The organism is Longicatena sp. (assembly GCF_982403165.1).
The window spans coordinates 35,397-61,670 of the sequence record NZ_CEVYEL010000011.1 but is presented as its reverse complement, the minus strand read 5'-3'; the positions used below and the strand labels follow the sequence as shown (position 1 = coordinate 61,670).

29 protein-coding genes are annotated in these 26,274 nt (G+C 38.5%); 26 read left to right on the top strand and 3 right to left on the bottom strand.

Annotation, left to right across the window (positions count from 1 at the left end; genetic code table 11):
- Nucleotides 1-100 precede the first annotated feature (100 nt).
- The 20 genes from AC1VS3_RS04030 (at nucleotide 101) to AC1VS3_RS03935 (ending at nucleotide 19,896) form a co-directional block, all read left to right on the top strand.
- A complete protein-coding gene (locus AC1VS3_RS04030; RefSeq protein ID WP_008689160.1) occupies nucleotides 101-1,048 on the top strand; it encodes a tyrosine-protein phosphatase in 948 nt (315 codons plus the stop codon).
- A gap of 84 nt (nucleotides 1,049-1,132) precedes the next feature.
- Complete coding sequence (locus AC1VS3_RS04025) at nucleotides 1,133-1,978, top strand: DUF5685 family protein (RefSeq protein WP_008689159.1); 846 nt, start codon at nucleotides 1,133-1,135, stop codon at nucleotides 1,976-1,978.
- Nucleotides 1,962-2,576: a tetratricopeptide repeat protein gene (locus tag AC1VS3_RS04020; protein ID WP_008689158.1), complete on the top strand. Its 615-nt coding sequence runs from the start codon at nucleotides 1,962-1,964 to the stop codon at nucleotides 2,574-2,576. Before AC1VS3_RS04025 ends, AC1VS3_RS04020 begins: the two co-directional genes overlap by 17 nt.
- 428 nt (nucleotides 2,577-3,004) lie before the next feature.
- Nucleotides 3,005-3,247, top strand: a complete 243-nt coding sequence (locus tag AC1VS3_RS04015) for a FeoA family protein (protein WP_008689156.1) — start codon at nucleotides 3,005-3,007, stop codon at nucleotides 3,245-3,247.
- Nucleotides 3,244-5,259, top strand: a complete 2,016-nt coding sequence (gene feoB, locus AC1VS3_RS04010) for a ferrous iron transport protein B (protein ID WP_008689153.1) — start codon at nucleotides 3,244-3,246, stop codon at nucleotides 5,257-5,259. The genes AC1VS3_RS04015 and feoB overlap by 4 nt, the downstream gene beginning before the upstream one ends.
- Before the next feature lie 53 nt (nucleotides 5,260-5,312).
- Nucleotides 5,313-5,504, top strand: coding sequence for a FeoB-associated Cys-rich membrane protein (locus AC1VS3_RS04005; protein ID WP_008689151.1), 192 nt, complete (start codon nucleotides 5,313-5,315; stop codon nucleotides 5,502-5,504).
- A 232-nt stretch (nucleotides 5,505-5,736) separates the two neighbouring features.
- Nucleotides 5,737-7,098 carry a hypothetical protein gene (locus AC1VS3_RS04000; RefSeq protein ID WP_008689150.1) on the top strand — a complete coding sequence of 454 codons (1,362 nt, stop codon included), beginning with the start codon at nucleotides 5,737-5,739 and terminating at the stop codon, nucleotides 7,096-7,098.
- A 203-nt stretch (nucleotides 7,099-7,301) separates the two neighbouring features.
- The gene (locus AC1VS3_RS03995) at nucleotides 7,302-8,696 is read left to right on the top strand and encodes a PTS transporter subunit EIIC (protein ID WP_481275521.1); all 1,395 of its coding nucleotides are present in this window, start codon (nucleotides 7,302-7,304) and stop codon (nucleotides 8,694-8,696) included.
- Nucleotides 8,697-8,880: 184 nt separating this feature from the next.
- On the top strand, nucleotides 8,881-10,743 hold the full coding sequence (locus AC1VS3_RS03990; RefSeq protein ID WP_008689148.1) for a class I mannose-6-phosphate isomerase: 1,863 nt from the start codon (nucleotides 8,881-8,883) through the stop codon (nucleotides 10,741-10,743).
- A gap of 14 nt (nucleotides 10,744-10,757) precedes the next feature.
- Nucleotides 10,758-11,327: a glucose-6-phosphate isomerase family protein gene (locus AC1VS3_RS03985; protein ID WP_008689147.1), complete on the top strand. Its 570-nt coding sequence runs from the start codon at nucleotides 10,758-10,760 to the stop codon at nucleotides 11,325-11,327.
- A complete protein-coding gene (locus tag AC1VS3_RS03980) occupies nucleotides 11,324-12,241 on the top strand; it encodes a class I mannose-6-phosphate isomerase (protein ID WP_008689146.1) in 918 nt (305 codons plus the stop codon). The genes AC1VS3_RS03985 and AC1VS3_RS03980 overlap by 4 nt, the downstream gene beginning before the upstream one ends.
- Before the next feature lie 119 nt (nucleotides 12,242-12,360).
- A complete protein-coding gene (locus tag AC1VS3_RS03975) occupies nucleotides 12,361-13,206 on the top strand; it encodes a MurR/RpiR family transcriptional regulator (protein ID WP_008689145.1) in 846 nt (281 codons plus the stop codon).
- Between the two features lie 14 nt (nucleotides 13,207-13,220).
- Nucleotides 13,221-13,685, top strand: a complete 465-nt coding sequence (locus tag AC1VS3_RS03970) for a PTS sugar transporter subunit IIA (RefSeq protein WP_008689144.1) — start codon at nucleotides 13,221-13,223, stop codon at nucleotides 13,683-13,685.
- 1 nt (nucleotide 13,686) lies between these two features.
- Nucleotides 13,687-14,784 carry a MupG family TIM beta-alpha barrel fold protein gene (locus AC1VS3_RS03965; protein WP_008689143.1) on the top strand — a complete coding sequence of 366 codons (1,098 nt, stop codon included), beginning with the start codon at nucleotides 13,687-13,689 and terminating at the stop codon, nucleotides 14,782-14,784.
- A gap of 33 nt (nucleotides 14,785-14,817) precedes the next feature.
- On the top strand, nucleotides 14,818-15,744 hold the full coding sequence (locus AC1VS3_RS03960; protein ID WP_008689142.1) for a GNAT family N-acetyltransferase: 927 nt from the start codon (nucleotides 14,818-14,820) through the stop codon (nucleotides 15,742-15,744).
- Nucleotides 15,741-16,706, top strand: coding sequence for a Gfo/Idh/MocA family protein (locus AC1VS3_RS03955; protein WP_008689141.1), 966 nt, complete (start codon nucleotides 15,741-15,743; stop codon nucleotides 16,704-16,706). The genes AC1VS3_RS03960 and AC1VS3_RS03955 overlap by 4 nt, the downstream gene beginning before the upstream one ends.
- Nucleotides 16,703-17,164, top strand: coding sequence for a DUF3284 domain-containing protein (locus AC1VS3_RS03950; RefSeq protein WP_008689140.1), 462 nt, complete (start codon nucleotides 16,703-16,705; stop codon nucleotides 17,162-17,164). Before AC1VS3_RS03955 ends, AC1VS3_RS03950 begins: the two co-directional genes overlap by 4 nt.
- A complete protein-coding gene (gene murQ / locus AC1VS3_RS03945; protein ID WP_008689138.1) occupies nucleotides 17,143-18,039 on the top strand; it encodes an N-acetylmuramic acid 6-phosphate etherase in 897 nt (298 codons plus the stop codon). Before AC1VS3_RS03950 ends, murQ begins: the two co-directional genes overlap by 22 nt.
- Before the next feature lie 709 nt (nucleotides 18,040-18,748).
- Nucleotides 18,749-19,255, top strand: coding sequence for a gamma carbonic anhydrase family protein (locus tag AC1VS3_RS03940; RefSeq protein WP_008689136.1), 507 nt, complete (start codon nucleotides 18,749-18,751; stop codon nucleotides 19,253-19,255).
- Between the two features lie 2 nt (nucleotides 19,256-19,257).
- Entirely contained in the window at nucleotides 19,258-19,896 is a 639-nt protein-coding gene (locus AC1VS3_RS03935; protein WP_008689134.1) for a lactate utilization protein, read from the top strand.
- A gap of 145 nt (nucleotides 19,897-20,041) precedes the next feature.
- Here AC1VS3_RS03935 and AC1VS3_RS03930 read toward each other — a convergent pair whose 3' ends face one another.
- A complete protein-coding gene (locus tag AC1VS3_RS03930) occupies nucleotides 20,042-20,767 on the bottom strand; it encodes a suppressor of fused domain protein (protein WP_008689133.1) in 726 nt (241 codons plus the stop codon).
- A gap of 119 nt (nucleotides 20,768-20,886) precedes the next feature.
- On the opposite strand from AC1VS3_RS03930, the gene AC1VS3_RS03925 reads away from it, so the two are divergent.
- On the top strand, nucleotides 20,887-21,582 hold the full coding sequence (locus AC1VS3_RS03925) for a manganese catalase family protein (protein ID WP_008689131.1): 696 nt from the start codon (nucleotides 20,887-20,889) through the stop codon (nucleotides 21,580-21,582).
- 170 nt (nucleotides 21,583-21,752) lie between these two features.
- Here the strand turns inward: AC1VS3_RS03925 and AC1VS3_RS03920 are convergent, their stop codons facing one another.
- Together AC1VS3_RS03920 and AC1VS3_RS03915 are read right to left on the bottom strand one after the other, a co-directional pair.
- Entirely contained in the window at nucleotides 21,753-21,989 is a 237-nt protein-coding gene (locus AC1VS3_RS03920; RefSeq protein WP_008689129.1) for a NifU family protein, read from the bottom strand.
- A gap of 15 nt (nucleotides 21,990-22,004) precedes the next feature.
- Nucleotides 22,005-22,463, bottom strand: coding sequence for a divergent PAP2 family protein (locus AC1VS3_RS03915; RefSeq protein ID WP_008689128.1), 459 nt, complete (start codon nucleotides 22,461-22,463; stop codon nucleotides 22,005-22,007).
- A gap of 197 nt (nucleotides 22,464-22,660) precedes the next feature.
- On the opposite strand from AC1VS3_RS03915, the gene AC1VS3_RS03910 reads away from it, so the two are divergent.
- The 5 genes from AC1VS3_RS03910 to AC1VS3_RS03890 all read left to right on the top strand — a co-directional run bounded on the left by AC1VS3_RS03910 (nucleotide 22,661) and on the right by AC1VS3_RS03890 (nucleotide 26,104).
- Nucleotides 22,661-23,014 (top strand): CvfD/Ygs/GSP13 family RNA-binding post-transcriptional regulator, encoded by a 354-nt coding sequence (locus AC1VS3_RS03910; protein WP_008689127.1) that lies wholly within the window; start codon nucleotides 22,661-22,663, stop codon nucleotides 23,012-23,014.
- A 14-nt stretch (nucleotides 23,015-23,028) separates the two neighbouring features.
- Nucleotides 23,029-24,303, top strand: coding sequence for a glucose-6-phosphate isomerase (locus AC1VS3_RS03905; protein WP_008689126.1), 1,275 nt, complete (start codon nucleotides 23,029-23,031; stop codon nucleotides 24,301-24,303).
- A gap of 187 nt (nucleotides 24,304-24,490) precedes the next feature.
- Nucleotides 24,491-24,979: an RNA polymerase sigma factor gene (locus AC1VS3_RS03900; RefSeq protein ID WP_008689125.1), complete on the top strand. Its 489-nt coding sequence runs from the start codon at nucleotides 24,491-24,493 to the stop codon at nucleotides 24,977-24,979.
- On the top strand, nucleotides 24,969-25,460 hold the full coding sequence (locus tag AC1VS3_RS03895) for a zf-HC2 domain-containing protein (RefSeq protein ID WP_008689124.1): 492 nt from the start codon (nucleotides 24,969-24,971) through the stop codon (nucleotides 25,458-25,460). Before AC1VS3_RS03900 ends, AC1VS3_RS03895 begins: the two co-directional genes overlap by 11 nt.
- Nucleotides 25,457-26,104: a YfjL-like protein gene (locus AC1VS3_RS03890; protein WP_008689123.1), complete on the top strand. Its 648-nt coding sequence runs from the start codon at nucleotides 25,457-25,459 to the stop codon at nucleotides 26,102-26,104. Before AC1VS3_RS03895 ends, AC1VS3_RS03890 begins: the two co-directional genes overlap by 4 nt.
- Nucleotides 26,105-26,274: the final 170 nt, after the last annotated feature.

Here is a 26,274-nt window from a genome sequence, read left to right as displayed (position 1 = left end):
TCTGAATAAGATGCAGTAGTAATGTTAAATATCAACGATACAGCACACTAGAAGATAGTAGAAAATATATGATATGTGTGATGAATAGGAGATATTAACTATGGAATTACGTTATGAAGATGGTTGGTTGTTAGAGATGGATGCAGATGCAGGAGTTTATGATGTCTACGATGAGAAAAGATGCCTCTTACAGCAGGTTACAGGAAATCAGCGCCTTTTGCTTTCTGGCAAGGACAAACGTCCAATGCTCTATATTCGCAAAGACAAGCAAACCTTTGTCGTAAAACCACGGGCGCTACCTGACACCGGTGTTGTGAACTTTCGTGATCTTGGCGGTTATGTGAATCGTGATGGACAACAGGTACGCTATGATTGTTTTTATCGCAGTGCTCCTTTGTGTGATTTACAGAAGGATCATGTGGATTATTTGCATCAACTGCATATACAACATATTCTGGATTTGCGTAGTGATATGGAACGTAAAGGCAAGGAGGACATCCACTTACGGGAAGCGAAGTATCATCCCATATCGGCGATAACTTTTGATCAAGGAATGGATGTAAAAGGCAGTTTTGATTTTGCGACATTATTGCAACAAGTAGATGTCACATTGTTAAAGAATATGATGATGCAGGTTTATAGGAAGCTTCCTTTTGATAATCCTGCATATCGCCTTCTTGTACAAGTGGTGTTAGAGGAAGAGGTACCTGTATTGTTTCATTGCAGTGCAGGAAAAGATCGCACTGGTTTTGGGGCAGCTTTGCTATTGTTGCTGCTTGATGTTGATGAAGAAACCATCTTAAATGATTATGTCTTAAGCAATCAGTATCGTAAAAAGGAGAATGCGAAAATCTATGCGCAGGTAACAGCTTCGCAAACGGATATGGAGGCTGTAATGGGGGTACAAAAGCAGTATCTTAGGGCAGCTTTGCAGGCTATTAAACAACGCTATCAAACCTATGAAGCCTATTTTCAAGCAGAATTCGGTATTGATGAAACACAAAGAAAGCATCTAAAACAATGTTTTTTATATCCTTTGAATATGTAGAATCATGTTATTTTAACGCCTGTTCTTGAATTTTTTTAAAGAACAGGTTAAACTATATGACATGAATATATTTGAGGTAAGAGCATGTTTGGCTATGTCATTGTAAATAAACCGGAACTAAAAATCAAAGATTTTGATGTTTATCGCAGTTTTTACTGTGGCCTTTGTCAATGTTTGAAAAAAGAATTTGGACAGCTGTCACGGTTTTCCTTAAATTACGATATGACATTTCTGGCCATTTTGTTAACTGCGTTATATGAACCGCCTACGGAAGAGAAGATGAAACGCTGTATGATACATCCCATGCAAAAGCATAGGATGTATGATAACATCTATCTTAGCTATGCGGCCGAGATGACGATTGTCTTAACGTATTTAAAGTGTGAAGACAATTGGCAGGATGAACATTCGCATACATCACATATGTATCAGAAAGTATTAAAGCATCGCTATGAAAGCATTAAGCAAAAGTATCCTGAGAAAGTAACACGTATTGAAGAAGCCTTGATAGCACTTGGTGAAGAAGAAAAAAAGGGAACTAGGGATCTGGATCTGTTGGCTTCCTATACAGGACGTTTTATGGCAGAAATTTTATGCTACAAGGAAGATGTGTGGGCACCCACTTTAAGAACGATGGGCGATTATCTGGGACGCTATATTTATCTGCTGGATGCTTATGATGATCTAGAAGAAGATAAAAAGAAACAGTGTTTTAATCCTTTGTTAGAAGAAGCGAAGAAAAGCGATTTTGATGAACGCATGCGCACGATTTTAGAATTGATGATTTCCGCATCATGTGAGGCTTTTGAAATATTGCCTATCATTGCGTATGCAGATATCATCCGCAACGTATTATACTCAGGGATATGGGCAAAATATGAATTAGCACGTAAAAAGAGAACAGGTGAAGAAGATGGAAGATCCTTATAAGATATTAGGGGTATCAAGAGATGCCAGTGAAGATGAAATAAAAAAAGCATACCGACGATTAGCAAAGCAGTATCATCCGGATGTAAATAAAACAGCGGGAGCTGAAGAAAAGTTTAAAGAAATTCAGAATGCTTACCAGCAGATCATGGATTATAAGAAAAACGGTGGACCGCAAGACTTTTGGAATGCCAGTGGCTTTAGCAGTAGCTATGGTAATTATCAAGGCTATCAAAAGGGTGGGGCAACGAATGATTATCAAGCGGTAGTGAATTATCTGAATACCGGTCAATATCAGGCAGCGTACAATGTTTTAATTAATATTCAAGAACGTGATGCCAGCTGGTATTATCTGTTTGCCATTGCGAATTATGGCTTAGGTAATCATATTGCGGCAATGGATGCGGCGGAAAAAGCTTGTCAAATGGATCCAAGCAACCAACAGTATCGTCAATTGTATGCGCAGTTGCAAAGAGGCAGGACGCGCTATCAGCAGATGCAGACACCGTTTGGTGGTGCAAGCAATTTCTGTTGTTATTTGCTGTTATGTAATATGTGCCTTGGTGGAGGCGGCATGTGCTATCCTATATTATGCTGTTAGAGTGGAAACACTCTTTTTATTATGGCGTTTTTTGCTTTTTCCTGTAATGAAGAATCTTAATTGATACATCACATCTATCTGGAAAAAGCCTTTATGATATAGAAAGCTGTTTTATATAAAAGGCAGTCTTTGCCTCAATTAGGCACAAAGCTAGTCGTTACTTTGTTTCACAGGGTGATGTGCTTTTCATTGCCTAATATGCATCAAATCCAGAAAGACCCGCTAACGAGAATTTACTTTCGCTCTTGTCTTTTTTACTTATCATTATACACGACAGAGCATATCATTTGATGTAAACGCATTCATACATGAATTTATTACTTTTCTTTACGAAACACATGCAATTTGTTGACAAGTTAAGAATTTCGAGTATGATAGATATGTAAAAGTTAGACGCGTATAACTTTTTTAGGAAGGCGGTAGACAGCATGATGACGACATTAGACAAAATACGTCCGGGTATGGGCGGCATCATACAAAGTGTAGGTGGGCAAGGAGCATTGCGCAGAAGACTTTTAGATATGGGATTAACTCCTAAGACCAAAATTCAGGTAACTAAGATTGCCCCTATGGGAGATCCCATGGAATTATATTTGCGTGGTTATGTATTAACACTGCGTTTGCAGGATGCAGCAGAGATTGAAGTACTAGTTAAGGAGGAAGTGCTATGAGTGAAGTGCTAATTGCATTAGCCGGTAACCAGAACTGTGGCAAGACAACCTTATTTAACCGTTTAACCGGAAGCAATCAGCATGTCGGTAACTTTCCCGGGGTAACAGTAGAAAAGAAAATGGGAATCATTAAGAATTTCAAAGAGGCAACACTTGTCGATCTTCCGGGCATTTATTCTTTGTCGCCTTATACAAGTGAAGAAGTTGTCACAAGAGATTTTATCTTAAAAGATCATCCTGCCTTAATTGTTAATATCGTGGATGCGACCAATATTGAACGAAACTTATATTTATCTTTACAGTTGATGGAATTAAAGACACCGATGGTCATCGCATTGAATATGATGGATGAAGTTACTGCCAGTGGAAACAGTATTGATGTAGAAAAGCTGTCAAAGCATTTACAAATTCCCATCGTACCGATTTCCGCTAGTAAGAATGAAGGCATCAATGATTTGATTAGTGTAATCAAGAAGGAAACACGTAAACATCAAGAAGCCATTCATCTGGATTTTTGTAAAGGTGAAGTACATCGTGCCATTCATTCAATTGCACATATCATTGAAGATCATGCGCAGACTGCAGATTATCCAACACGCTTTGCGGCTACCAAATTGGTTGAAGGTGATGAACCGATGCAGCGTGCTTTGCACTTACATCAAGATGATCTGGATATTATAGAAAAAATCGTTAAAAGCATGGAAGATGCTTTAGGTACAGACCGTGAGGCGGCATTAGCGGATATGCGTTATTCTTATATTGAAGAGCTGGTAAAAGATTGTGTTGTGAAAAATCATCGCTCACAAGGATTAAAGCGCAGTCAGCGCATTGATCAGCTGTTAACGCATAAATACTTAGGTATTCCGGTTTTTATCCTTATTATGTTGATGATTTTCTATTTAACCTTTGGACCGATTGGTGGTACTTTGCAAGGCTTATTAGAAGAAGGAATTGACATTGCGGTCAATGCGTTAAGTGATTTACTAATGCATTTACAAGTAAGCTCTTGGCTGCATGCCTTGGTGATTGATGGTATCTGTAATGGGGTAGGAAGTGTCTTATCGTTTCTTCCAGTCATCGTTACCTTATTTTTCTTTCTTTCTTTATTAGAAGATAGTGGTTATATGGCAAGGGTAGCCTTCGTCATGGATAAGGCATTGCGCAAGCTTGGCTTAAGTGGCAGAAGCTTTGTGCCAATGCTGATTGGCTTTGGCTGCAGCGTACCGGCAATCATGTCAACTCGGACCTTAAGTAGTGATCGTGATCGCAAGATGACAATCGTGGTAACACCTTTTATGTCCTGTAGTGCAAAACTGCCTATTTACGGCATGATCACAGCTGCCTTTTTCCCTGAACATACGGCACTTATTTTGATTAGTGTGTATCTGATAGGCATCTTTGTTGCGATACTGTCTGCTTTATTATTAAAGCGTACTGTATTTCAAGGGGAATCTGTACCCTTTGTCTTAGAATTACCGGCTTATCGTATTCCAAGTGCGAAAAGTGTGCTCTTACACATGTGGGAAAAAGCAAAAGATTTCTTACGTAAAGCTTTTACGATCATCTTTGTAGCTAGTATCATCATCTGGTTCTTACAAAGCTTTGACTTTGCCTTTAACTTTGTAGAAGATTCATCTACCAGTATGTTGGCTAACATCGGAACTTGGATCTCCCATATTTTTGCCCCATTAGGCTTTGAGGACTGGCGTGCATCAACGGCATTGGTTACCGGAATTACGGCGAAAGAAAGTGTTGTTTCTACCCTCTCTGTATTAACCAATACGACTAGTGATGCCGGATTATCCGTAGCTCTGCAAACGATCTTCTCTCCGGTATCCGCATTTGCTTTCCTATGTTTCACGGTGTTATATATGCCATGTGTAGCTGCTTTTGCGGCAACAAAACGTGAATTAGGTTCTATGAAACAGGCATTGGCTACAGTGGCTTATCAAACCGGTGTAGCTTATGTGGTAGCACTACTTGTTTATCAGATAGGTTCCTTGCTTTTCTGATGACAGAATCAAGAAAAAAACATATACTAATAGTATAAGAAGGATGTGATGATATGAACTTAGCAGATGTTATCGTGAGCGCCATTATTATCGGCTTATTGATCATTGTCTTTTATGTAACCAGAGCTAAAAAAGGAAATAGCGGTTGTGGCTCTTGTACAAGTGATTGCAGTTCCTGTCATGCATTTTCCAATTTCTATGAAGATTATAAAAAAGATGAGGCTGATAAAAAGCTGAAAGAATAAATTGCATAAATAATTGTCTTACTTGAGGCTGTAATGAAATAGACAAGATTGATAAGTCTATGAGGTTACAGTCTCTTTTTTCTATGTTTCATGCTGTAATGAATTTTTTAGATAAAGAAATAAATTTTTCAGATAAAAGGTATTGGAAAAGAAAGAATCAATAACATATTGAAAATTAATTACAATGGTGATATCTTATAAATGAAATATAATTACATAAGAGGAGGATATCATGAACATTGTAATTGATGCAGCAACTGTTTTAAGGGCATGGCCAAACGTAGAGAAATACCAGAACACGACTTTACGTTATACCCCGAATACGGATTTTCCTGAGGTCATGGAGGAGATTATCGGTAAGCCGGATATCATTCGGCTGTTTGTGACCTTGGACGAAGTTTGGGATTATCGAACGAATGAATATCATTGGAATTATCTGATTGGTGAAAATCGCTATGTTGGTGATAATAAGCATTATGAATACGATTGGCCGTTGACGGAAGTAAGTCCTTTTCAGGTGCATGAAGAAGATTATCTGCGTTCTCATGCGGCGCATGCCAAAACGGTTATGTTGAATATTCGCCGTTATGAGCGTGAAGTTATTGAAGGAATCATTACTCTGGAAACCTATGAAAAAGTTTTTGAAAAGGTAGTGGAATACTATAAAGAGCATATTGCCAATATTGTCTATATTGAATGTTGTAATGAAGTGGAAATTCCGCGTTTCGGTGGCTTGCGCATGGAAGAATACTATCCGTTATATCAGTGTGCTAGTCGTGCCATAGCTCGTTTAAATGCCAAACATTCTTATGAACAGCCATTGCAGATTGGTGGTTTTGGGATGTCGGCAGGTATGTCCAATTGGAAATACTGGGATGCTTTTATGCGGCTTCTGGCAAAGGATGAAAAGCGCAAAATTGATTATTATTCAATGCATGAATATCATGGAAATCCATGCCGCATCTTAGAATTTTATATTCGTCATGAAGAACTGCGAAAAGAATTTAACTTACCGGAATTGCCTTTGATGATGAGCGAATACGGTATGCGTTATGGTTTGGGAGATGCCGGCAGACCGGACAATTTACATAACGCCAGTGGTGAAGTAGCCGGCATGTTGTTAGGTTCCTATTGTAAAAACTTAAAGATGTTTCCTTGGTGCAGTTTTCATAATCCGAATCAGCAGTTAGGAAGAACGATGTTCTTACAAATGGAAGATACTTATATCCCAACACCAAGCGGGCATGTCATGACGATGTTTCACTGGCTCAAGCCTTGGCAGCTCATTGTGGAAGAAGATACGGAAAATCAAATCATCGCGACCAAAGATAAAGACAGCTATGCCATCATGGCAGCGAATCCATTAGAAGATAAACGGGAATATCATTTTCTGCTAAAACATATAAAAAAGGCGGATTATATCATGAAAGAATATTATGTGGATGCTTTTCATAACAACTGTCTGCAAGATAAAAGTTGTATGAAATTGAGTATTTCAAGAGAAACTAAATTTCAAAATGTAGATAAAATTACGTTCACAAGAGAGATGAATCCAACAAGTGTACACTTTTATACTATAGAAAAAAGAAAATAAATTACATAATAAAAGATAAAATACGTCGAAAAGTGGCAAAAAATGCCATTTTTTAATACATTTTACACATAAATGAAATTAAATTACGAGAAAGTATAAAAAATAGTTGTAATTTAATTACACATATATTATAATATACATGAAATTAAATTACAGTTAGTTTCAGATAATGTAATTTCGGTGTAAGAAAGAGAGGGTAATTTATGAGCGCTGAAAAATTATCACTAGGTCAGCAGATCTTAGAAGGCTTAGGAGGAGCTGGAAACATTAAGGTCTTTGAGAATTGTATGACCAGGCTACGTGTCGTTGTAGTGGATCCATCTAAGGTTGACAGAGCGGCATTGGGAAACATTAAAGGGGTTTTACGGGTAGTTGGTTCTCCGGAAGAACCGCAGATCGTATTAGGTCCGGGTGTGGCAGATGATGTCTGTACGGAATTAAAAACGATGCCCGGCTTGAACTACTCCGAAGTGAAAGCCGATGGTGCTTTGATGAAGAAGAAAGATGCTAAAGGTATCTTCAGTTTCTTTGCGAAAGTATTCGCACCATTGATTCCGGTATTTGCCGGAACCGGTTTGATCTTTGGTATCATGAAGCTGTTTGTGTTGATTTTTAACATGACCGGTATTAGTTTATTTGATCCGGCTGCTGTTGTGGATGGCGGTTCACAATTCATGGCTGTATTAAATGTATTAGCTAGTACATTCTTTACGTATCTGAATATTGCTGTTGCCATGCAGACCGCAAAAGTCATGGGTGGAAATCCATACCTTGGCTTGGTTGCCGGTGGTATTGTTACCAACGTTGCCGGATTAAATGGCGTTGCGATGGGCTTCTTAGGCTTATCTTTCGCAAATGGCCGTGGTGGTACATTGGCCGCAATGGCAGCTGGTGCATTGATTGCTGTTGTCGAAAGAAAAATCAAAAAGCATACATCAAATGCCTTGCGCATTCACATGCCGTCGCTCTTATCGGTTGTCATTGTCGGTATCATTACGATTTACATCCTGCAGCCGGTTGGCGGACTTATCACAGATGGTATTACAGAAGCATTGATGTGGTTATTCAATAATGCCGGTCCTTTAGGCGGTGCTGTTATATCTGCATTGTTCCTGCCATTGGTAATGACCGGTATGCATCAAGGTCTGACACCGGTACATACGGCATTGATTCAGCAGTTAGGTTACACACCGTTGTATGCATTTAACTCTATGGCTGGTGGCGGACAGGTTGGTGCAGCGACCGCGTTGTATTTCAAATATCGTAAACAAAAAGCTTTACAGAGTGCCATCGTCGGTGGCTTACCTGCTGGTATCTTAGGTATCGGTGAACCATTGATCTTCGGTGTTACCTTACCATTAGGCCGAGCCTTTGTGACTGCCTGCCTAGGTGCCGGTGTTGGCGGCTTGGTTTGTGGCTTCTTCCCAGAAATGGGCGCCGTAACAATCAACGTTTCCGGTATCTTAGGAACTTTGGTTAATACCAAACCACTGGTATACTTATTAGCATATGCGACTTCTATTGCTTGCGGCTTCTTATTCACTTGGTTTGTTGGTGTTAAACAGGAAAATCTGGATACCTTCATCGTAGAAGAATAAAAAAAGACTTATGTACATCCTGCCTATGAAAGGCAGGATGGTGCATAAGTTCATAATTAAAAACAAAACCATTCATTCTGTATCGACTATGTAAAATATATGTATCAAAACTTTATGCAAATGAACTTTCATATAGTATATATGCGAAGCAGAATGAATGTATCGTATAAAGGAGGAAATTGTTATGAGTTTCATGTTTAAACCATTAGCTTATGATGAGCCAAATGCTGTAAACAAAATTCAATTGAAAGATGATGTACGACAAAATTTCATTCGTGGGAATGAAATTATCGCTAAAACGATGATTACCACTATGCAGACTGCCATGCGTGATGATTGCTATGTCTTATGCATGGATGGCTATGTCAGTGCGCAATTTGGATCTATGGTGGAAGCACTGCAAAAAGCTGCAAAAGAAAATCAAACAGACCTGTATGTTTACGATATGTGGGATATTTATAAAACACAGGCGCAAATAGATGAGCTGACAAAAGAAAGTCTACCATTAAACTATGAAGATGATCCGGTACTATTATTCGGTAGATTATACAAAGGGAATATCGAGAATTTTATTGATCCTGCGAAACAGGCGGAAGTAGTACAAACGCTGAAGGAAAGAAAAAAAGGCATTCATTTGATATATGGCATGGGAAGTGCCAGTGAAGCCATCCGTAAGGCAGCCAATGGCATTGCCTATTTAGATGTAACACCGAAAGTTGCGGCGATTCGTGCTCGAGAAGAAAAATTCGTGAATATCGGCGATGAAAGTGCAAGACCATTCAATTTGTTGATGCGTCGTAATTACTTTGTCGACTTTGAAGTAACACTGCGTTTACGTAAGACTTTACTAGATGAAGATGCCATTACTTTCTACATCTTGGATAATGATGATAATGATCGCCGCATGTTATACAACCATGCCTTAAATGAAATCCTAGATACGCTGATTCAATATCCATTCCGTGCCAAACCGGTATATCTGGAAGGCATCTGGGGAGGAGAATACATCCGTAAGATTCGTAATATTCCTATGGATATTGCCGGCAATATCGCATGGATCTTTGAATTTATCCCGATGGAAGTAAGTATTGAAGTCGCAGTGGGAGATGATGTTGCGGATATCCCATTCTATACCTTTGTTCAAAAGAAAGGCTTAGAAATGATGGGACAGCATTGTATGGAAGAATTTGAAGGTTATTTCCCAATTCGTTTCAACTATGATGATACATGGCACAGTGATGGCAACATGTCGATTCAGGTGCATCCGGATGAAGATTTTATCATTGAAAACTATGATGAATTCGGCCGTCAGGATGAAGCTTATTATGTGATTGCGACCGGACATGGAGCCAAGACGTATGTCGGCTGGAAAAATGATGGCAGGGAATTTTTGGAGCTGGCGAAAAAATCAGAAAAGGATCACTGTGATATTGATTATCAGAAATATGTTAATGCCGTACCATCCATACCGGGCAAACAGATCATGCTGCCGGCAGGAACGATTCATTCATCCGGACGAAATCAGTTGATTTTGGAACTGGGAAGCTTAACGATTGGCTCATATACGTATAAGGTATATGATTATAACCGTAAGGATAAAGAAGGTAAGGTACGACCAATCCATACTGCGAATGCAGAAAAGGTTTTACATTTTGAAAGGGATAGTGAATGGGTAGATAACAACATTGCCATTGAACCGATAATGGTCGAAGAAACACCACAATATCGTGAATATACCGTTGGTTCTACAGACTTGATGTATTATCAGACCAATCGAATCGAAATGGAAACCCATGCAATTTACGAAGGTAAAAATAACGGTCAGTTTACCGTACTCACCTTAGTGGATGGAGAAGAAATCAAGGTATATTCCAAATCGCATCCGGAATTTAGCTATACTCAGAAATACTTGGATATTGTAACGATTCCGGCAACGATTGAGGATTATGTCATTGAAGCTAAAGGCTATCAGCCGGTTGTGATACATAAGACCTTCTTAAGAGAAAATTATTCACGTTATAAGAATTTGGACTATAAAAATCGTTAGAAAGGAAGGATACCATGGATTTTATCAGAGAACCAAAAGCAATACAGGAATTTTGGGATACCTGTAAATTACAGGGACAAAATGTAGTAGATCGACAAAAGAAAGTTAAGGAATGCATCGGTGTTTATAATAATGAAGAAGCATTAAAGGAACATGGCGATAACTTAGCGTATTGGGTAAGCAATCAAAACTTTAATCGTGAAAGTTATGTGAAAGGAAATCTGCAATGGGGTATTACTTATATCAATCCGTTTACGGTAGATGGGGAATGTGCCATGACCAGCGGCCATTATCATGGGGATAGTGATTGTGATGAATACTATTATGGTTTAAAAGGCGAAGGTTTCCTATTGTTTTGGGATGGCGCACAGGATTTCTATGTAGAAAAAATATTCAAAGGCTCCTTGCATTATATCAATGGGCATTATGCACATCGTATCATCAATAGTGGCGATGAAGTGTTGGCAGTGGCGGCATGTTCGCTACCTTCTAGTAAACAGGATCACAAATCCATTCAAGAAAGAGGATTCCCTTACCGCTGTTATAAACGAGATGGTAAGATTGTCTGGGAGAAGCAGGAATGAAACCCTTAAGACTTCAGCCTGTCTATATCAAAACGATATGGGCAGGGCATACCCTACATGATATCCGTTCCTTACCGGAAGAAGGTATTGGAATCGCCCGTGAAGTATGTGCCTATAAAAATTCAGAAAATCTAATTGCGGAAGGTGAATATCAGGGAAAAAGTATTAAGGAATTGATTCAAGAACATCATGAGGAACTGATGGGTAGGGATGATAGTAATCAGTTGATTCGGGCTGCTTACATTGATGCAATCGAAGATCTATCCATTCAGGTACATCCCAAGGAAACAGATGCCGCTATTTTAGGGGATTATGAAAAATCAGAATCTTGGTACATTGTGGATGCGAAAGAAGGTGCAAGCATCGTAGCAGGTACGACTACTACGGATAAAGCAGTATTGAAAAAAGCGATTGAAGAAGGTACGTTAGAAAAATACATTCAACGCATACCGGTAAAAAAAGGCGACTTTGCTTTGATTCCGGCAGGATTGCTGCATGCTTGTGGTAAGGATATGCTGGCGATAGAGATTGGCAGCTTTGGCGGTATCACATATCGTTTGTATGACTATGGCAGACCAAGACCCTTGGATCTGGAAAAAGGCTTTGCGGTATTGGATTGTGATGAAGCCTGCAGCATGACACATCATCCATTGCCAGATAAACCATGCAATCAGAGAAATACTGGTGTGGATCACCCGCTGTTTCATGTTGATGTGATTGATATTGCCAAGGAAGGACTGTTTGAAACAAACAACCAATATCATGTAATCGTATGCGTAGATGGAAGTGGGGTTGTAGAGTGTAAAGGGGAAGCATTTGCTTTAAACTATACGCAGACGCTACTCATACCGGCAAGTGCGAAGCAATATCGCATCAAAGGAAATTTGCGTATTTTACAAGGTTGGAAACCATAAAACGATGAAATATGCATGAAAATGCTATTTAAAAAGCATAAGAATGAGCGATAAACGAGAAATCAGTTAGCATAATAACCGGGGTAATGATATAATATGAATGTTAATGGGGTGTGAATATGAACACAAAAATTGAAAGTGTCTATGCGACATTGTCTAAATCTGACAAAGCCATTGCGGATTATTTTTTAAGCCATGGCAAAGACATAATTTCTATGAACATTCATGAACTTGCGGCTGAAATCGGTACTTCTTCTGCTTCTGTTTCTCGTTTCGTAAGAAAAGTATTAGGAAAGAGTTTTGCGGAAACCAAGATTGAACTGGCAAAGAATATTGAAAGTTTGAGTGTGGAAAATACCCATGAAATATTTGAATGGGCATCAGACTTTGATGATATGCCGAATAAAATCATTTCGCATATCGATCAGGTTTGTAAGGATGTGCTGGACTTCAATGGAATCAAGGTATTTGAGGAAGTTATCACCTTACTGGCAGATGCGGAAAACATCTTCCTGTTTGGTGTCGGCAGCAGTGGCATCGTTGCTCAGGATATGCATCAGAAAATGATTAAGCTGCGAAAGCGGGCTCTATATATTACCGATTCTAACTTTGGTACGTTAAATGCCGCTTTGTGTACGGATAAAGATGTGGTTGTGGCAATCAGTTTCAGCGGTCGTACCAAGGAAGTCAATATAGCTGCCAGAAAAGCAAAGGAAATGGGCGCAAAGGTAATTTCTATTACCAATAATACAAAAAACAAATTGCGTGCCTTAAGTGATATTAATATTGTGATACCAAGTGTGGAAATGAATGAATCAAGATTGGCCGCTATTTTTTCACGCTATGGACAGTTATTTGTTGTCGATATGCTCTTTGTCGGTCTGGCAAAACGGATAAGTAATTCTCCGAGCCAGTTATTGGATGGTTATCGAGAAATCTTAAAGGAATTAAAAGAAAACAGATAGGAGATTCAAATGTTATGGAAAAGATAAAGACTTTTCTTGCTCCGATAAAAGGAAAACTGTTGGATATCAGTTGTGTTCCTGATGAGGTTTTTGCGGATCGTGTTATGGGAGATGGCTTTGCGCTGGATATTTTAGGCGGTGAAGTCATTGCTCCGATGGATGGTGTCGTTACGGCAGTATTTCCGGGAGGACATGCAGTTTGTCTGCAAGCGGATTGCGGTGTACAGGTATTGATACATATCGGCTTGGAAACGCACACTATCAAACATTTGTATAAAACAAAAGTTGAACAGGGACAACATGTGAAGGCAGGCGATTTACTGGTTGTTGCGGATTATAAAAAATTACGTAAAAAGGCCAAATCACCAATTACGCCAATCGTTTTTTTGAATCAGGAAAAGATTGAATTATTAAAAGAAAACGAAATGGTAGAAGCAGGAGATACCGGTATCATCCGTATCACTGTTCAGGATGCCTAATATGATACAGGGATATGGTGTATCTCTTTATTTAGAAGAACATGCAGATGAAACAAAAATGCAGTCTTATCTGGCATTGGCAAAAAGCAAAGACTGTAAGGAAATATTTACTTCTGCCCATTTACCAGAATACACGCTAAAAGAACAACTCCGATTCCTCGCCATATTGGTTAAACAGGTACATCGTTTCCGTATGGAAATCAGTGTGGATTTCGGTGGTGGCAGTATCATGGAAATATTACAGGATCCCTTTACATGCGAAGCCATTGCTTCATTACAACTAGATGCCATGCGATTGGATTACGGATGTAATGCGGATATCATGGAAGCTTTGCACAAGCAAACCGGGATTTCTACCTTTATTTTAAATGCTTCCATCTTACAGGAAAAAGAATTGCTTCCATATTTGGAAAAAGCAAAAGAGCATCAGATACAAATAAAGGCCTGTCATAATTTTTATCCTAGAGAAGATACTGGGTTAGATATGGATTTCATGATCAGTCAATATCAGTTGTTTCATAAATATGGTATTCCGGTCACTGCCTGTATCGCTTCTCACACTCATCCAAGAGGGCCGATATTCAAAGGATTGCCTACCATGGAAAAACAGCGTTACATGTCGGTGGAAAAAGCCGCTTTAGAACTTTCTGCTTCATTAGTGGCTGATTGGCTGTTGGCAGGGGATGCCTATTTAAAGGAAACCGAGTTGGATGCATTGTATTGCATCTTGCATAAAAAGGAATTGGTGCTGCATGTCTCATTTTTAGAAAATGCAACAAAGGAAGAAAAGCAGTTGCTGTTAGGGCGCGTGCATGCCATTCGCTATGACAGCAATTCCCGCATACTCCGTTCCCAATCATCACGAGAGATGGCGGAGTTTGCGAAAAAAATCAAAGCGCATAATACAGTTGAAAGAAAAGCTTTGACAATTACCATTGATAATGAAAACTACCTGCGTTATAGCGGGGAAGTACAGTTTGTTTTACAGGATCTGCCCAGTGATGAACGGGTTAATGTAGCAGGCTGTATAGCGAAAGAGGATGCATGGAAACTGCAATATTATCGGGAAGGTTTCGCATATCGTCTGATTGCTGTTTGACATCCTTTGGGATGTCTTTTTAGGAGGCAGGAAATGAACTATCATCAACTTACAAGTAAAGATGTTTCCCAGCTTTTGGAACTGTGGAATGAGGTGGTTTTAGAATATCCGCTAACGATGAAAAAACTGGTACAGACTTTATTTTGTGATGAAAATTATGATAATCAGGCTACTTTCTTAGCAGAGAACGAAAAAGAAATCGTAGGTTTTTGTATAGCAATCAAAAGAAAGTATCCGTATTTAGAAAAAGGTCTGGAAGAAGATAAGGGATGGATTTATGCCATTGCCGTAAAAAAAGCTTATCAAAGACAGGGGATAGGCAGTCGGTTACTGGCTTATGCAGAAAACTATCTGCAATGTCCACATGTGATTGTCGGTGCTTATAGTCCACATTATCTAATGTGTGGTATTGATGCAAATAAACAAGAAACTGTGTCTTTTTTCACAAAGCACGGTTATCAGCTCAAAGCTTGCGCATATCCGATGAAGATGGATCTTACGACGTATCAAATGCCAAAAAGCATCCAGGAATTAAAGCAACGCAAGGAAGCAGAAGGCTATTCTTTTGTTTACTTTACATGGGCAGATGGCGAAGCGTTTTTATCTTTTCTACAAATGAATTTCAGTGCCGGTTGGCGCAAACACGTTATATCGGCAATGCAATCAGCTACGGCAGAAAATACGATTCTGTTATGTAAAAAAGGAAAGGAAATCATCGGCTATGTGCAAAGAGGCATTTTACAGGAAGCCAACCGATATGGCCCTTTTGGTGTGAAAGAAACATATCGCGATGCCGGTATCGGTTCCATCTTAGCGCATCTGATGTGGCAGGATATGAAAGCAAATGGCTTAAAAAATGTTTGGTTTCACTCTACCGATGAGAACGGGCGACGTTTTTATGAACGACAGGGCATGCAGGTCGTAAGAAAATTAGTACACTGTGAGAAGGTGAGAACATGAATCTGGCTGTTATCGGGACAAGTAAGATTGCCCAAAAATTGACAAGCACCTTTCTTACGTTTCCGGATATGCAAGTAAATGCTGTGTATTCAAGAACAAAGGAAAAAGGAAAGGAATTCGCATCGGTATTTTCCTGTACCAAAGTTTATACAGATCTTGAGGATATGGTAAACGATAAAGAAATAGACTTGGTATATATCGCTTCCCCTAACGCGTTACATGTAGCTCAAAGCAAGATCTGTTTACAACATGGCAAGCATGTGTTTTGTGAAAAGCCGATTGCTTTTTCCAGAGATGAACTGGATTCTTTGATTGCATTGGCTAAGCAGAATCACTGTTTCTTTCAAGAGGCTATGACGGTAACTTACATGCCAAACTTTTCCATCCTAAAACAGGCCATACAGGATAAACATCCGCATTTACTAACCTGTGATCTGTCCCAATATTCAATACAATATGATGCTTTAAAACAGGGAGAAATAAGCAATGTGTTTGCTAAGCAGATGAAAGGCGGTGCTTTGTATGATTTAGGTGTATATTGTTTACATTTTGTATATGGCATTCTTGGATATCCGAAAGCTATGACGAAATATGATGTAAGATATACCAATGGTATTGATACCTCCGGTGTTATCGTGATGCAGTATGAGCAATGCAATGCCATCATCAGCTATGGAAAAGACAGTAAGGGAAGTGCCCATACTAGAATCCAATGTGAAGAAGGGTATTATGATATGGAAGGAGCTTGCAGCCGATTACGAACGATTGTTTTTCATGATGAACAAGGCACGCATGCGCTTGGTACAGAAACAAAGGAAAATCATCACTGGTATGAAGTAGATGCCTTTCTGAAAATGATACAAAAAAATAATCATGCCTTCCAACAACAGCAATGGGAACAATCTCTTGCGGTATGTCAGCTGCTGGAAGAATTACAAGAGAAAGGAGATAAAACAGTATGAAGGTCAGTGTACCATTGGCAGTAAGTGCCCAAAGTTTTTATACATATCTGTTGAAACAGATCAAAACCGATATTCAGGCTTCTAAAAATACCGTACCGGCTACGTTAGAGGAACTAGATGGCTATACGTATTCAAGATTTTTAAAAAGACAAAAAAAAGATGCATTGGAAATTCGAATTCAGGTTGGACCGTTAATTGAAAACCGCTATTATGAAGTGAAGTATCAGACACCGACGGCATCCAATCGTTATTTCTATGATATTACAGAAGTTGATGAACATCATATTGAAGTGACGTATTGTGAGGATAACAGTGCAAAAGGAAGTATCAATAACTGGTTTTATAAGACAAGAGTAAAATTTCGAGAGGCCAATGTGCAAATGCGTGTAAAGGAAACATTAAAAGCCATTGAACAACAATTACAAGGAGATACGTCATGGATACCATCGAAACCTTAGATACAGAACAGATCAATCCGGCTTCTTCACAGATCAGTGAAGTTTCCACATTAGAAAGACTTACCATTATTAATAATGAAGATAAACGGGTTGCACAGGCCGTATCGTTATGTTTGCCAAAGATAGCAGAATTTGTGGATCATGCAGCCATGTGTTTGAAACAGCAGGGCCGCCTGTTTTATATCGGTGCAGGAACTTCGGGCAGATTGGGAGTATTGGATGCCAGTGAGTGTCCTCCTACCTATGGTGTAAAGAAAGAGCTTGTGCAGGGCATTATCGCCGGTGGAACGATTGCTTTAACGGATGCGGTAGAAGGTTGTGAAGATGATGAACAACAGGCAGTTGAAGATTTAAAGCAGGTCGGTTTTACCAAGAATGATTGCCTGCTTGGCATTGCAGCCAGTGGCAGAACGCCATATGTGGTGGCAGCTTTACGCTATGCCAAAGAAATCGGTGCATATACCGGTGCATTGAGCTGTTGTCATAAGGCAAAAATATCGGCTTATGCCGAAACAGCAATAGAAGTCATTACCGGCGCTGAAGTAGTCAGCGGTTCTACTCGCATGAAGGCCGGTACGGCACAAAAGATGGTTTTAAATATGATCAGCACTTCGTTAATGATAGCCTTAGGTAAAGTATATAAAAACTATATGGTAGATGTGATGCCAACAAATGAAAAATTATTGCAGCGAGCAAAGCATCTCATCAAATTGACCTGTGATTGTGATGAAAGTTGTGCAGAGCAGCTATTTGAAGCAAGTCATCATAGTGTAAAAGCCGCCATTGTCATGCATAAGCTGAAGCTGTCCTATGAGGAAGCAGAAAAACGCTTAAAAACAAACAACAATTTAAATGAAGTATTATCCGGTAAGTAAAAACACGCTAGAAGCGTGTTTTTATGTGAAGCCTATTAAAAATGCGAATTAACAAGTAACTTTACATAAAGTTATTGGCAACAGATCTTGTCAATGAAAGAGGTGGATTTTATGATTAAAGAGGAAATTCTTGCGATGAGTTGAAAAGACGATGAAATATATAAAACGATTAAAAGGGAAGTTAATTAAAATGCTTTTTTAGTCATTAAAACACCAATGTAGTTCTCATCTGAGTTTTATTCTTACAGAGGCTTGTAACCGGTAAAGTATTTACGGATTATCAGGTTTTCCTATTAGCTTTTTTATCTGGGTTTATCGACCAATATGTGACAAAGTATAAATATACCAAAAAAAAGAAAGGCTCATTTTTGATAAACATAAGAAAAAATGAAAAGATGAGCAAATATTCGTTAGAATAGATAATAGATTTTGATATAGAGCAGGAAGATTTCATAGAATACCTGTTAAAGCATGGTATAACAGTGCAATGGAAAGTAGTTGTATAAAGATCTATGATTTTTACTATACGCTACAATTCTGATAGATAAGCATGTAATTATCACACATCTAGATTGGGTTTTAGCGTTGAATGGTGCTTCATAAAAATCAAAGATGGGGAAGATACCATTTTAAAGCGTTTGTAAAAAGCTAAAGAAGCATTTACATTTCTTTCAAATACAACTACAATAAAGGCAAAGAGGTGAAACATATGATACAGACATATCGAAACCATACTCCACGAATTGATGCCACCTGCTTTGTTGCGGATAATGCGACTATCATTGGTGATGTAACTATGAAAGCAGATGCCAGTGTTTGGTTTGGCAGTGTGATTCGTGGGGATAAAGATCATATTGAAATCGGTGAAGGCAGTAACATTCAAGACAATTGTACGTTACATACCGATCCACAGCATGTATTGACTATAGGAAAACATGTAACGGTGGGTCATAATGCCATTTTGCATGGCTGTCATATTGAGGATGAGGTGTTAATTGGTATGGGTGCCATTATCTTAAATGGTGCTCATATTGGTTCCCATAGTATTATCGGAGCCGGGGCTTTAGTGACAGAACATATGCAGATACCTAAAAACAGTATCGTTGTTGGCTGCCCTGCCAAGGTTATAAAGACAATATCAGCACAACAAATACAGGAAATTCAAGACAATGCTATGCATTATGCACAACTAGGCAAAGAGTATAAGGAGATGTAAAGATGGATGCAAATGTAAAGGAAATTATCAAAATTAAAATGGAAGCCTGTAAAAAGGCATTAGAGAAGAATGGTATGAAAGCGTATCTTGTGGAAGATGCACAGGCTGCCAGAGAATTAGTGAATGCGATGATCAAAGATCATGAAACAGTATGTGATGGTGGGACGATGACATTACAAGAAACCGGTATTTTGGATATGCTAAATCATCGTGATCTTGTGTTTCATTCACACAGTGATCCTACGATGACACGGGAACAAAGTGATGCAGAGGCACGTAAAGCATTTTCAGCAGATACCTTTATCGCCAGTACCAATGCGGTAACTTTGCAAGGAGAATTGGTGAATATCGATGGTCATGGAAACCGGGTCAGTGCTATGATTTTTGGACCGAAGCAAGTCATTATCGTAGCCGGGTATAATAAGATTGTCGAAGATGAAGAGGCGGCAAAGAAACGTATCCGTGAAATTGCTGCTCCAGCCAATAGTGTACGCTTGCATAAGCAGACACCTTGCAGCAAGACAGGAAGCTGTCAGGATTGTTACAGTAAAGATCGCATATGCAGCAGTTATGTTAAGATCAACTATGATAAGGAAGATCGTATCCGCGTAATTTTGATTGCGGAAGCATATGGGTATTAAAAACGATCACGAAAAAAGAGATGAGGAAAAAAGCGTAAAGTATTATCTCATAAGCTTTCTATCATCTCTTTTCTTATGCTATTTTATGCAATAGATAAGGTGTTTAGCAATACTATTGCAAAGAGTGTGAGCTAAGCTTCTCTTGTTATAAGTAAGCGTTTACTCTTTCAAGATCCGTAACACCATTCGGATTATCTTTCCGCATGTTTTCTAAAAGAATAGGAATTTTTGATGGATCTTCTCTAATTGCACAAGCCTCTTCCCATAAAATGCCGACTAATTGTAAATAAGTGACAAGTCCATGAACGCTTTCTACTTCAGGAATCTCATTGTCTTTTATGATAAGTAGCGATGTGATCTTACTATCAGAGCCTCGCTTGATTGGTTCTTGATTACCAAGCACATATTGATTTTCTTCAAAAAAGCGCTTTGTCGTATAGGTATAACGGGCAAGATTTCCCAACATATTACAAGCCCATACACAATCTTCACTGCTATGTTCTTGCAGCTTCATGGTCATTTCATAGCCCCAGCGACTATATGTTTGTCCAAATGCCTGTTCATCGCCATATAGATTGGTCATGCCATAGGTAACAATATGTTGATATCCTTTTGGTGAAGTATAAATACTATAGCCATCCAAATATTCATTTCCTCCAAATAATGCACGAGATGTTAATGTAGTTGCGTAATGTTTTGGCTTTTGATTAGGATAACATTTGGCAAAACTATCCTCAATCACTTCCCAACCCGGCGCAAAATCTTCATCAGCTAATGCTTTTCGATAATCCTCAAATCGCATTCCTGCTACAATCTTTTCCTTACCATGTGCATGGACAATTTTCTTTTTCGGTTTATGAAAAATACGCATAAGGATCCCTCCCTGTTTTTATTTTACCACAAGTGGCTTTGCATACTTTTGTTTTTTATAAAAAATACGAATAAGGCGTTTCAACATACCCATACTAAAGATGAAAAAGGAGTGATGATATGTTTGAACATAAGAAAAAGTTATTGCATCCAGTAAAAGTAGAACGTCCAAATCCGCAATATGCAGTACTAATGCAGGAGCAGTTAGGTGGAAACAATGGTGAATTAAAAGCAGCTTTACAGTATTTATCTCAGAGCTTTCGTGCAAAAGATCCTGTTTTTAAAGATTTATTCTTAGATATCGGTACGGAAGAATTAAGCCATATGGAAATGGTGGCAGAAACGATTAATTTATTAAACGGCGGTGATGTTGATTACAAAAAGGTTGAAAATGGTGAATTAGAAACAATGGTAACCTTTGGTTTAAATCCGGCTTTAGTTAACTCAAGTGGAAATCCATGGACAGCTGATTATGTTACCGTGACTGGCGATTTAGCAGCTGATTTATTAGCGGATATTGCCAGTGAGCAGCGTGCCAAAGTCGTTTATGAATACTTATATCGCCAGATTGACGATAAGTATGTAAAGGAAACAATCATGTTTTTACTTGAGCGTGAAGAAGCGCATAATGCATTGTTCTGTGAGGCGTTGAATAAGATTACGGATGATGGCAGTAACCGTAACTTCGGTATGAGTGAAGATAGTCGTTTGTATTTTGACTTATCGAAGCCAGGACGTTATTTTGATGACCCAGATCCTAAACCGGTAGAAATGGCAAACGCCAAAAAAGGAAAAACGACTGCGAAAAAGAACTAGTGAAAACACTTGGCATGGTGAAGTATTCCCAACTTCATCATGCTTTTTCTATAGGAATGAAGATGTTTATCGAAAAGTTTAAAGATTTACTGAATACGGATGCTTTTCTTTTCGATGATTCAGGTGCTTGCTCATCCATCTGATAATAAAGAAAAAGGGCCTAAGCCCTTTTATTCTTCATCTGCTAAACGTACTTCACTGACACCGGCAATCTCATCCATGATAATTGCCTCAATGCCATCCTTTAAGGTATCACCGATGGACATGCAGCCAACACAGGCTCCTAACAAACGTACACGAACGATGCCATCCGTGAAAGAAACATATTCTACATCGCCACCATCGCGCTGAATGTAAGGACGAATTTTTTCAATAACATTGCGTATTTCATCTTCTTTATTAATCATACATTCACCTACTTTCTATAAATGCAGCAGCTGATACATAAGTAAAGATACGAAAAAGCCTAAGATCATGCCGCCGATAATTTCAACAAATTTATGTCCTAAAACACTTTTGATTTTTTCATGATAAATCGGATCATTTAATTTCAGACCCTTCATACCTTCCAAATCTGATATAAGCTGTTTGGTCAGCTGTATGTTTCGCCCTGCATAATAACGTACATTTGCAGCATCATAAATAACAATGAAACTGAATACACATGTAATCGCAAAATAGGTGGAATCAAAGCCTTCACTCAATCCAATTGCCATCGTCAATGCAGTGACCGTGGAACTATGAGAGCTGGGAAATCCTCCGCATGCAATACATTGATGAATATCTACTTTCTGTGTACGCAAATAAAGGACAACAGGTTTTAAGACCTGCGCCAATACATTGGCAAATAAAGCTGCCAGCAGGGGATATATGGAACTCATGCAAGTATCACCTCATTAAAGAGAAAAAGTTCTCGTCTTCATTATTATAGCACAAAAACCAAAATTATTGATAGTTGTCTGCTTTTTGCCAGCAATTTCTCTTCCTATGATGTAATGTCATATAAAACATATGGAAAGGACTGTTAATTTTAGAAAAGAACGTGCTATAATTAACACGAGCGAAATGAGGTGAGTAGATGCATTATATGGTTGGTGAAGTCGTTGAAGGGGTGATTACCGGCATCAAGCCTTATGGGGCATTCGTCTATTTAGATAATTGTCATAATGGACTGATTCATATTTCCGAAATCAGTGAACGCTTTGTCCGTGATGTGCATACGTATGTGAAAATTAATCAGCGGGTAAAAGTGAAAATTCTTGATATTGATGAAGATGGCACCCACTTCAAACTGTCTTTAAAAGCTGTAGAGGCAAAGAAAGCTCGTTCTATGCGCAAACGCAAGATCATTCATGAATTGCCAAAGATGGAAATAGGATTCACATCCTTGGCAGAAAAGCTGGATTCATGGATTGAGGATGCAAACAGATAAAGGAGAAAAAGCATATGATGAAATTAGACACTACGCATGCATTTTTAAAAGAAGACGTAAAAAGCTATCAGGAAGTCGTTAATAAATATCACGAACAGCTGATGAAGCGTACCGGTAAAGGGAATGACTTTGTAGGTTGGGTAGAATGGCCGCATACCTATGATAAAGAAGAGTTTGACCGTATGAAGAAGGTTGCCCAAAAAATCCGTGAGAAATGTGATGTTTGTATTGTTTGTGGTATTGGTGGTTCTTATCTGGGAGCACGTGCTGCTATTGAAATGATCAATGGCTTGTATGCTGATAAAAAACCAGAAATTATCTTTATGGGAAATACATTCTCCAGTACGTATATCGCACAGGTCCTGAATTATATAAAAGATAAGGAAGTTTGTGTAAACGTTATTTCTAAATCCGGAACAACGACGGAAACAGCATTGGCTTTCCGTTTACTGAAACAGTTCATGGAAGATAAATATGGAAAAGACGGTGCACGTGAAAGAATTGTTGCGACAACCGATAAAGCACGGGGAACATTGAAGGCAATCGCTGATAAAGAAGGCTATGAAACTTTTGTAATTCCAGATGATATCGGTGGACGCTTTTCTGTTATCACACCGGTAGGTTTATTCCCAATCGCTGTAGCCGGTATCGATATTGATGCCATCATGACTGGTTTACAGAAGGCATATGAAGATATGGCGGATCCTGATCTGGCTAAGAATGATGCTTATGCATATGCAGTCTGCCGTCGCATTTTAGAGAATCAGGGCAAAAATGTGGAAATGCTGGTAAGCTATGAATCACAAATGACCATGGTTGCGGAATGGTGGAAGCAGCTGTTTGGTGAAAGTGAAGGTAAGGAAGAAAAAGGAAACTTACCAACAAGTGCAAACTTCTCTACCGATTTGCATTCTTTAGGTCAATTTATCCAAGAAGGTAAAAAAGTACTGTACGAAACCTTGTTGTTAGTAGAAAAACCAACGTTGGATATCACTTTCCCAAGTGATCCTGACAATGCGGATGGCATGAATTACTTAGCAGGTAAATCGGTTGATTGGGTAAATAAGATGGCAGCAAAAGGTACTTTAGAAGCGCATGAAGTAACTGGAAATGTACCAAATCTGATTATTACGATGCCTGATATGAGTGCGGAAAGCTTTGGTTATATGTGCTATTTCTTCTTCCGTGCTTGCGCTATGACTTGTTATATGTTGGATATCAATCCATTCAATCAGCCAGGTGTAGAAGTTTATAAGAAGAATATGTTCCGTTTATTAGGTAAGAACTAAAAAAGCAAATAATAAATCCTAAAAAAGTGCTGTAGCAGGCACTTTTTTTAGGATTTAAATGAAAGTAATACGTAAAGTTAAAGCACAGAAATCATATTCCATGCTGATACTATGCTATACTAAATTATAAAGTTTGTAACGTTTTTATTAGGTTGCGGTACATATAGGTGGAAGGAGGAAAACATAGATGATAGAAGAACTGTATGAAGCATATCACAAGGATGTCTATATCTATATTTACTCCTTGTGTCATGATGCCAGTTTAAGTGAAGATCTGACATCGGAAACGTTTTACCAGATGATCCTATCCTTGCCGACTTTCAAAGGAAAGGCAAGTCTGAAAACATGGTTATTTTCGATTGCCAGGCATGTGACATTCAAAGAATTGCGAAAACGTAAAAAAGAAGTGCACTATGATGTCTTGCAAGATGGTTTTGTTGTTGCCGATAAAGATAGGCAACATGACTATGAAGCGCTGATGGAGCAATTGATGGAATGGATGCAGACACAGCCTCTACGAGCAAGAGAAATATTTAAAATGAAACAAGAGGGGTATTCCTATGTGGAAATCGCAGCATTTTTACAGTTAAATGAAAACTCTGTGCGAGTGATTGATTATCGTAATCGTCTATATTTGCGTCAAAAATTAAGTGAGGAGGGATATCATGAAAGATGAATGTCAAATCGTACAAGATCTGCTACCGTTAGTCAAAGATGATGTAGCCAGTGAGGCAAGCATAGTCTTTGTACAAGAGCATTGCCGCCATTGTGAAGAATGTAAAAAGCTGTTGGCGCAGGAAAACATTACCGTCAATTCCCAAGCAATTAAAAAGAAATTAGTAAAACGTTTGCGTATCATGATGGTGGGTGTAATTTGTTTGATGATCCTTTTCGCTTGTTCTTTCTCAGCAACACAATACCAGTTTCATAATTTTCTGCTATTGCCAATAATCGGCGCCTTGGGGTATTGGCTATTGAAACGCTATGTCTTCCTATTATATCTAATGATTCCCATCATGCATCTATTATTAGAAATGATAGATGCATCCTATCAAGAAGCCTTGCTGCCTTATACGCTAATATATTGGTTTTTTATGAGTATTGGCATTCTTATTTATGCTGGTTATGCGTATGCCTTAAGGAGGGAAAACTCATGAAAAAGAAAGTGTTAAAAGTGATTGCATTCATCATCGCAACAGCCGGAGTCATCTTTTTGTTACTGCTTTATAATAGCTTTAATGGTAATTTTATCGCAAAAGAAATAGCAACCAGACATATGAAAGAATATTTAAAAACACATCATACAGAATTAGATATTGCAGATTATGAGGTATCCTATAATTTTAAATCCGGTTCATATGTTATGAAAATAGATGTGGCAAACAGTATAGATAAAGACTTTCGATTATCTTATCGAGGTGATATAGGTATTCAAGATGATTATGATTGGATGGTCTTAGAAAAAGGCAATATGCAAAATCGGGTAGCAGCATTTTTAAATGAAGAAAGATTTGAGCAGCCGGTTTTTGCGCTTGTGGAAAAGCAAGATCTAGATTATATCCTATTACAGATCAAAGATGAAGATAAAGAAAAGGTATTCCCATATGCGAAGATAGCGAATGATACACCGACGGAGACCATTGTGAAAACACAGCCAATCACTTTACGTATTTATGTGAAATCAGAAGCAGCGCAAAAAAAGTATCAAACGAAAAAGATACAGAAACAATGCAAACAAGCGTATGAAAAACTCGGTGTTCATGTTGTGGAAGTGGAAATCGTGTATGTCAACAAACCATAGGGTAAAAAGGAGCTATATACGGCAAACATAGTGAGCATATAGAAGCGTTTCTTTTGTTCGTGTAATGCATGTAAGTACCTTATCAAAAACGAAAAGGTACTTACATGCGAATGGAGTAGCTATTTTTTATTATGACTGGAACTTGTCCTTTAAATTTTGCGAATTTTGTC